This window comes from bacterium, assembly GCA_027622355.1.
In the GTDB taxonomy this organism is placed as follows: Bacteria; UBA8248; UBA8248; order UBA8248; family UBA8248; genus JAQBZT01.
The window spans coordinates 1-8,176 of record JAQBZT010000125.1 but is presented as its reverse complement, the minus strand read 5'-3'; the positions used below and the strand labels follow the sequence as shown (position 1 = coordinate 8,176).

Here is an 8,176-nt window from a genome sequence, read left to right as displayed (position 1 = left end):
CGCGGTCGGAATTGTGGGCAATCGATGCGGAATCGGGGCAAGGGCCTCGGTTGCCGCATAATTCCGGATTCAAAGTAGTGTGTAATTCATAAGAACATATGTTGGCATGAGAACTTTCATCTGGGCGCGGCCGATGGATTTTTCCCTTACTGGCGAACAAAAGGCCCTTCAAAAGCTGGCCCGCGACTACGTCACCCAGCATGTGCGTCCCGTGGCGGCTGAGTTTGACCGAAACCAGAATCCCGCCGACTGCATCCCGTCCGATATTGTCGAGGAAGGCTCGAAGCTCGGTCTTCGCACGCTGGCGCTGACCGAAGAGCGCGGCGGAGGGGGCGCCGATATGCTTACCCTCTCTATCGTGGGCGAGGAACTTGGCGCCGGCGACCTCGGCGTGGCCGCCACTTTCGATCAGACCTGGAAATTCACCCCCATCGTCGAGCACTGGACAAACGACGAGCAGAAGGAGCGTTTCATACCTGCTTTTCTTTCAGATCACCGCTTTCACCTGGCGACGTGCATGACCGAGCCCGATGCCGGGACGGATCATGTGCTGCCCTACGCCGCTCCCGGCGCAGGCGTCCAGATGCGCGCCGAGCGCGACGGGGATATCTACCGGTTGAACGGCACCAAACAGTTCATCAGCAACGGCGGGACGGCCAAGCTCTATGTCGTCTATACGCGAACGGAGCAGACGCAGGGCGGCCTGAAGGGTATGACGCCGTTCCTTGTTCCCGCCGGAACGCCCGGTTTCACCGTCAGCCGCATCCACGACAAGATGGGCCGCCGCCTTCTGAGCAACGCGACCCTCATTTTCGAGGATGTCAAAATTCCCGCCGCCAACCGCCTTGGGGAAGAGGGCGGAGCGGAGGCGCTTCGCACCAGCCGAACCGCCCGCGGAAGAGGCGGCTATGGGGCCACCGTGCTGGGCTCGGGCCGGGCTGCCTTCGAGGAGGCCGTCCGCTACGCGCAGGAGAGGGTCCAGGGCGGCAAGCCCATCGGCCAGCATCAGTCCGTCGCCCAGATGATCGGGGAGATGTACACGCGCCTGGAGGCGGCGCGGTCCGTCCTCTGGCGGACTTCCTGGGCGGTGGATCACGCCGAGGACTACGACCCGAAACTGTCCTGGCTCACCAAGGTAGTGTGTTCCGAGGCGGCGTACGAGGTCTGCCGCCTGGCACTAGAGGTGCATGGCGGAATGGGCTACATGCGCGAATGCCCCATCGAGAAATACCTGCGCGACGTGATCTCGTTTCTCCACGGCGCCGGAAACAACCATATCTTCCGGATCAAGATCAGTTCGCGGATTACCGGCCTGCCGCTTGAATAGCGGCGCGTTGGAAAGAGTTTTTTCGGTCATGACAGCATTTCCGACTACTACTGCTTTGAGGAGGGGAAACGAGATGGAATACACGAAGAAAGAAGCCAAAGCGTACTGCAGGGAGAAGATGACGGGCGTCTGGGCCGCGCTGACGACCCCTTTCACCGCCTCCGGGGCGGTGGATGAAGAAGGCCTTCGACAGATTGTCCGGACCTGCATCGACGATCTCAAGATCGACGGGTTTTTCTGCAACGGATTGATGGGCGAGTTCTGGTCGCTCTCCCCTCAGGAGCGCAAGCGTGTGCAGCACATCGTCTGCGAGGAGAGCCGGGGAAAAGCCCAGACCATCCCCCATACACCCCACATCAACATCAGCGAGGCCGTCGAGCTGACCAAGCACGCCGAGGAGGTCGGCGCCGACTACGCCATCATGATCAACCCCGTGTACGGCGCAAACGACGACGACGAGATATTTCTCTACTTCAAGACCATTTGCGATCAGATCGACATCGGGCTTTCGCTCTTCAATCAGCCCAAGTCCGGCACGACGCTGAGCCCCGAGCTCATCGAGCGCCTCGCCAGCCTGGACAACATCTGCTGCATCAAAAATGCGGTTTCGAGCATGGCTCACCAGAGCGAAGTGCGCCGCCGCGTGGGCGAGGAGATTGTCGTCTGCGATCCGGACGAGGAGCGCTTCCTCACCAGCTATGCCCATCTGGGGATGCAGGTACACATGTCCTCGCCGTGTCCCTATCTCTATCAGGTGCCGGGCTACACGCCGATCCGCGACTACTACGAGGCGGCCAAGGCGGGCGATATGGCCAAGGCCTCCGAGATCAACTACTCGCTCGAGCCGCTCCGCGCCGTTCGGAAAAAGTATTTCACCACGGGGCCCAACGGCCGGACAACGGCCTACATCAAGGAGTGGACCGAGGTGCTCGGCCTGCCCTCGGGCGGCGTGCGTCCCCCGGTCGTATCGCTCACGGCGCAGGAGAAAAAGGCGTTCCGGAAAGATCTCGAGGCGACGGGGATTCTCAACAAGGTGTAGGAATAGATCAGACGGGAAGATGACCTGTGGGGCCAATTTTCTTGCCCCACAGGGTCTTCTTTCCATGAAGAAGAACCGTCTGGCTGACAGTGGTCTCAGAAAGGGGCTCCTTTCACATTGCCTGTGCACTGCCAATGGAGGTGTCATCATGCTACCAGTGCTAATTGCCATCCTTTCCATTCTGTCTCTCACATTCGGTCCCGCGACCGACACCCATGCTGCCAAGAGGGGAGGCACTCTAAAAGTTGCCATTGAGGGAGAATCCGTCAACCTGGATCCACTCGGAGTCGGCTTCGGGCGCAAGGTATATCGCGAGGCAATGGGGTCCGGCCTGGTGCGCCTCGATGAGAATTTCAACATTATTGGGGACGCGGCGAAGAGCTGGGAGGTCTCCGACGAGGGACGTATCATCACCTTCAAGCTCCACCCGGGCGGAACCTACCATGACGGCACGCCGCTCGACGCCAAGTCAGTCAAATGGAATCTGGATATCGTCAACGGAAAAGTCGTTCCGAAGTGGGTTCTGGAAACGAAGAAGAAAAATCCGAAGTACAAGTGGCGTAATATATGGGTCTCTTATCTCTTTCAAATCAATAAGGTGGAGGTAATAGACAAGTACACTGTCCGCGTCCATCAGAACGACCTCGGCAAGGCGATGACGCTTGACGCCATGGCATCCGCATTCTCCCGGATAATCCTGGTCTCGCCGAAAGCCTACAACATGCCCATCGAGCAGTTCAGGCGCCATCCAGTCATGAGCGGCCCCTTCAAGTTCGTCGAATGGAAACGCAACCGGCACCTCTTCGCCGAGCGGCACAAGGGCTATTTCAGAAAGGGCCTGCCCTATGTTGACCGGATCGAGTTCTATTTCATCGCGGATGCGAATCAGCGGATGAACGCCCTCTCCGCCGGAGAGATCGACATCATCAACAACCTTCCCTTGCCGCTATACGCGACGGCGAAAAACACACCCGGCGTGAAGGTGCTCGCCGGCCCGCCGACAATCAACTATGCTTTCCCCTTCAACGGCAAGATGGACCCCTGGAAGGACAAGCGCGTTCGCAGGGCGATTTCCTGCTACGGCGTGGACCGCCTCCAGATCGTAAATACCGCCCTGCGGGGGCTCGGCAGGCCCTGGGTGAGCTATTCTCCCGCCGGCGCCAAAGACGCACTGGACCTCACGGCCGAATGCCCCTATGACCCCGCGAAGGCCAGGGCGCTCCTCAAAGAGGCCGGCTACGGACCGGGCGGCAAACCGCTCAAGTTCACCCTGACCACCAATAACTCGGATCCCGCCCACATCGAGGTGTCCCAGGCCCTTAAACTTCAATTTTCCAAGCTTGGCGCTCAAATGGACATCCGCGTGGTGGACTACGCCACCTGGAACCGTGCCTTCGTTCGCCAGAGAAAGCTTCAACTGACGCTCCAGAACACGCTTTCTTCACGCACGGTGAACAGCAACTCCCACACCATTCACTCGAAATCGGGGATCGATTACTACAACATGAAAGACCCTGAGGTGGACAGGCTGCTCGACATCTGGCGTTCCACCATCGACCCCCAGAAGCAGATTGAGGTCAGCCACAAGCTCCAACGCTATATTTTGGAGCAGGCCTACTACCCGAACATCGCCAGCTTCTCATTCCTCCAAGCCACCCGTTCGGACGTAAGGGGGTTCAAGAATTTGGGGAAAATGATGCTTGATTACACCGATGTTTGGCTCGATCGGTAGCCTGGAAGAAAAGAGGGCGAGATGAGAGCGTATGTCATCCGTCGCGTGTTCTTGCTGATTCCGACCCTCCTCGGAATAACGATGGTGGTTTTCCTGACGATCCAATCGATACCGGGCGATCCCATCGAGGCTTATCTTGGAGAGTTTTACCAAGAGGATCTTGCGGCAGCTTTGCGCCAGCATTACGGTCTGGATCGCCCCATCTATGTTCAATACGCGTTCTGGGTCGGCCGGCTGGTCCGAGGGGACTGGGGAAAGGAAGTCCTCTCGGGCCTGTCGGTTCTTGACCAGATATTCGAGCACCTCGAGCTCATCCTGGGGGCCATGATTGTGGCTCTGTTAGTCGCCCTCCCGGCCGGTATCCTTTCCTCTGTGCGCCCCTACACCGCGAGCGACTACACCGCTATGACAGGTTCCATGGTGGGCATTTCCATGCCAGAGTTCTTCGGTGGTATCCTGCTTGTATTGTTCTTTTCTCTGTGGCTGGGAATACTTCCTGTTCAGGGATACAAACCTTGGTCACAAGGAGCGGTCGAACATCTCACCCATATGGCCCTGCCCGTGCTCACTCTCGGTCTTACCCGGGGCGCCATTCTCACCCGCCTCGTTCGAGGATGCATGCTCGATATTATCGGGCAGGACTATGTGACAACGGCCCGCTCGAAGGGACTCACCGAATTTATCGTAATTCACAGGCACGCGCTAAAGAACGCGCTCATTCCCGTGGTCACGGTCATGGGCCTCCAGGTCGGTTTCCTCGTGGGTGGCACCATCATCGTCGAAACGATATTCTCTATTCCCGGTCTGGGCCAGTATGGAATTAATGCCATCTCCAGCCGGGACTATCCCGCTGTAATGGGTTTTATCCTGGTCTCCTCGTTCATCTTCGTTCTGGCCAACCTGATTGTGGATCTGCTCTACGCTTACCTAGATCCGAGGATTCGATATGAGAACTGAACCCGGACAACGGGATCTCGGGGTCCACCCCATCCGGCAGGACAACGGACTCTTTTCCACGGGTCCTAAGGCACCGCCTCCTTTCTCTGGGAGCGATGAGGACACGGAACATGAGAGCATGCTCTCAATGCACTGGCGCAACCTTCGAAGGAGCAAGACCGCCATCGCCGGGTTCATAATCGTGATTACCCTCGTCCTCGTCGCCTTGTCGGCCGATATCATCGCTCCCTACTCAATCGATAATCCCGCCGGACCGGGTCTTCAGCCCCCATCCTGGCACTTTCCATTTGGGACCGACCCGTTGGGCCGCGACATTTTCTCCCGAGTCATCCACGGCACCCGGATCGCGCTTTTTGTAGGCCTTGGCTCTATCGTCCTTGCGGTTCTGCTGGGAATTCCTCTGGGCGTCTGCGCGGGCTACTACGGCAGCTGGTTCGATCTGATAGCGATGCGGCTCATGGACCTGATCCTCGCTTTCCCTACTTTTTTGCTTGCCATCGTGATCATGGTCACCCTGGGGCCGAGCACGGCAAACGTGGTGCTGGCCTTGGCCATTGTGCGTATTCCCATCTTCGCTCGCGTGGTTCGGGGGAGCGTTCTGGCGGTGAAGGAGAGGGAGTTCGTCGAAGGGGCCCGAAGCATCTCGGCATCCGATTTTCGGTTGCTCTTTCTACATATCCTGCCGAACTGCCTCGCCCCTCTGATCGTTTCCGCCACCATCTCCATTGCATTCGCCATCCTGGTCGAGGCAAATCTATCGTTTCTGGGATTGGGCTCTCAGCCGCCGACGCCTTCCTGGGGTTTTGACCTGAAGCAGAATATGACCTCTCTCGCCCAGAGACCATTCAACGTCCTCGCGCCCGGACTGGCGATCATGATAACGGTGCTTGGCTTCAACCTTTTCGGTGACGGCTTGCGCGACGCACTGGATCCCAGAACACGGACCTGAGAAATACAGGCAGGACTGCTTGGATCACATGATTCCGCTTACCGGAAACCCGTCCATGGTGTCCTGGTCGTCCTGTTCAAAAACTCATCCGAATCTATGCCGTCTCTCGGCAATAGTATCTGAACATTCCTCCAAGCCGATCGCGACAGAAAACCGCGGCACCTTTCTTTCCTGCGTCTCTCTCTGGTTCGATCAAGCTGTTGTTTAGTCCCTGATGGTTCCGCTCCCGGTGACAGTGAGCCACATAGGTAGAAACAGCTCGAGGGAGCGATTTTTCAAAAAAAATATCATCCGCTCGAAGCACTCCTGTTTGATCGATAGGACGAATCGCTCGGCATAAGCGTTCCGGTTAGGCGATCGCGGCGGCAATCGAAGGACATTCGCCCCGGATTCCTCCAGGAGTCTTCGAAATCCATCAATGTATTTCCTGTCGCGGTCCATGATACAGGGACTCTTTTCGTTTTCAGGGACTAAAATCGCCATAATCCCTCGAATTTGCCCGCGGTTAAAGGGTTTCAGGGAATTCATCCAAAATATGGAACAGGGAATTACCAGGGAAATCTACTTCACCCTCGGTTCGGTCGAGTTTTTGAACAAGACGGTTTGGCTCATTTGGGTAAAAGGGCTTCATATTATAGGTATTTGGTAACGCCTGAGGTCCAACAATCAGGACTCTTCCGAAGGCCATCATGAGGGCCAAAAGGTCCGCCCCCTCTACAGAAATGGCCAGATTGGAAAAGTGAAGATTCGCTGGACCAGGACACCCCTGGAGGGTCCTCCATGGATTTCGCCTTTTCCGAAGAACAGGAGCTGATGCGCCGCACCCTCCACGACCTTCTCGGCCGGGTCTGCCCGCCGGATTACGCCATGGCCTGCGACCAGGAGGGGCGCGCCCCCCGCGAGGCGTTCCAGGCCCTCGCCCAGGACGGATGGATCGGCCTCGCCATCCCGGAAGAATACGGCGGCCAGGGAAGGGGCATGACCGACCTGGCCATTCTCCTTGAGGTGGCCGGCTACCACTACGGCGACCTGGGGAGCTGGATCTTCCGCAACGTCTCTCACGGCGGGGTGGCCATCCTCCTGAACGGCACCGAGGAGCAGAAAAGGGATATCCTCCCGCGCACGGCGAGCGGCCAGGCCCATTTCGCCTTCGGACTGACGCGGGGTCGGACGCCGCGGCGGTCTCCACCAGCGCCGACCGGAACGGGAGCGGTTTCCGGATCAGCGGAACGAAGAACTTCACCTCGGGCATGGATGTCGCCACCCACATCCTGCTCGTGACCCGCACCCGGCGGGGAGAGCAGAAGCACGAGGGGATCACAAACTTCGTCATCCCCGCCGACCGGCCCGGCATCTCGTGGAAGAAGCTCAAGCTGCTCGGGCACCGGGCTATGGGGACCTCCATCGTCACCTACGACGGTGTGGAGGCGCGGGCGGATGAAGTGCTCGGGGAGGTGGACCGCGGCTGGGATGGGGTGATGGCCTACCTCATGAGCGAGCGCCTGTGCCTCGCGGCGGCGCGCACGGGGATGTCCGCCTCGGCGTTCGACCTGGCCCTCGCCTACGCCAAGGAGCGGAGGCAGTTCGGACGGCCCATTGGGAGCTTCCAGGCGGTGGCCCACATGCTCGCCGACATGCACGTGCTGGTGGACACGGCCCGGCTCCACGTCTACCGCTTCGCGTGGCTGATGTCGCAGGGGAAGGCGGGGCGGATCGAGGCCGCCACCCTCAAGCTCTTCGCCAGCGAGGCATTCAAGCGCGTTTCCGACCTGGGGATGCAGGTCATGGGGGGGTACGGCTACACCACGGAATATCCCATGGAGCGCCACTACCGCGACGCCCGGCTCGCCACGATCGGCGCCGGGACGAGCGAGATCCAGCGGACGATCATCGCCAAGGCCCTGGGCCTTTAGGGATCGGGGCCGGGGGTGTCCTGGTCCACTGAATTTCAAGATTCAAATTTTGGGTAGTGGGTCCGTTTGCTTGTTTTTCTTGTCATTATTTCAATCGAGACTGGGCCCTTTGGGCTGTGCATGGCGAATCCCTAATTAAGCAGCAATTTGGTGTCTGATTGGGAACTCGCCACACGCAAGACCCAGGGTCTTCACTTCCGGCGCGCCGCTGTGCTCCGCAAAAACTCCACCATGCCTGCTCAAGACTCAAAAGGCTCTC

General features: G+C 58.7%; 7 protein-coding genes and 1 pseudogene. All 8 read left to right on the top strand.

Annotated features, from left to right (window positions below; all coding sequences use genetic code 11):
• Positions 1-106 precede the first annotated feature (106 nt).
• The 8 genes and pseudogenes from O2807_08600 to O2807_08565 all read left to right on the top strand — a co-directional run bounded on the left by O2807_08600 (position 107) and on the right by O2807_08565 (position 7,917).
• Complete coding sequence (locus tag O2807_08600; GenBank protein MDA1000557.1) at positions 107-1,327, top strand: acyl-CoA/acyl-ACP dehydrogenase; 1,221 nt, start codon at positions 107-109, stop codon at positions 1,325-1,327.
• A gap of 73 nt (positions 1,328-1,400) precedes the next feature.
• Positions 1,401-2,366, top strand: a complete 966-nt coding sequence (locus O2807_08595; GenBank protein MDA1000556.1) for a dihydrodipicolinate synthase family protein — start codon at positions 1,401-1,403, stop codon at positions 2,364-2,366.
• 148 nt (positions 2,367-2,514) lie between these two features.
• The gene (locus O2807_08590) at positions 2,515-4,098 is read left to right on the top strand and encodes an ABC transporter substrate-binding protein (protein ID MDA1000555.1); all 1,584 of its coding nucleotides are present in this window, start codon (positions 2,515-2,517) and stop codon (positions 4,096-4,098) included.
• A gap of 21 nt (positions 4,099-4,119) precedes the next feature.
• Entirely contained in the window at positions 4,120-5,055 is a 936-nt protein-coding gene (locus O2807_08585; GenBank protein MDA1000554.1) for an ABC transporter permease, read from the top strand.
• A 118-nt stretch (positions 5,056-5,173) separates the two neighbouring features.
• Entirely contained in the window at positions 5,174-6,004 is an 831-nt protein-coding gene (locus tag O2807_08580; GenBank protein MDA1000553.1) for an ABC transporter permease, read from the top strand.
• A 780-nt stretch (positions 6,005-6,784) separates the two neighbouring features.
• Positions 6,785-7,285 (top strand): acyl-CoA dehydrogenase family protein, encoded by a 501-nt coding sequence (locus O2807_08575; protein ID MDA1000552.1) that lies wholly within the window; start codon positions 6,785-6,787, stop codon positions 7,283-7,285.
• A pseudogene (locus tag O2807_08570) lies at positions 7,222-7,368 on the top strand (acyl-CoA dehydrogenase family protein). Before O2807_08575 ends, O2807_08570 begins: the two are co-directional and overlap by 64 nt.
• Before the next feature lie 27 nt (positions 7,369-7,395).
• Entirely contained in the window at positions 7,396-7,917 is a 522-nt protein-coding gene (locus O2807_08565) for an acyl-CoA dehydrogenase family protein (protein ID MDA1000551.1), read from the top strand.
• The last annotated feature ends 259 nt before the right edge of the window (positions 7,918-8,176 follow it).

Coding starts and splice junctions, on each gene's coding strand:
- O2807_08600 (MDA1000557.1), top strand. CDS start 107: ATGAGAACTTTCATCTGGGCGCGGCCGATGGATTTTTCCCTTACTGGC.
- O2807_08595 (MDA1000556.1), top strand. CDS start 1,401: ATGGAATACACGAAGAAAGAAGCCAAAGCGTACTGCAGGGAGAAGATG.
- O2807_08590 (MDA1000555.1), top strand. CDS start 2,515: ATGCTACCAGTGCTAATTGCCATCCTTTCCATTCTGTCTCTCACATTC.
- O2807_08585 (MDA1000554.1), top strand. CDS start 4,120: ATGAGAGCGTATGTCATCCGTCGCGTGTTCTTGCTGATTCCGACCCTC.
- O2807_08580 (MDA1000553.1), top strand. CDS start 5,174: ATGCTCTCAATGCACTGGCGCAACCTTCGAAGGAGCAAGACCGCCATC.
- O2807_08575 (MDA1000552.1), top strand. CDS start 6,785: ATGGATTTCGCCTTTTCCGAAGAACAGGAGCTGATGCGCCGCACCCTC.
- O2807_08565 (MDA1000551.1), top strand. CDS start 7,396: ATGGGGACCTCCATCGTCACCTACGACGGTGTGGAGGCGCGGGCGGAT.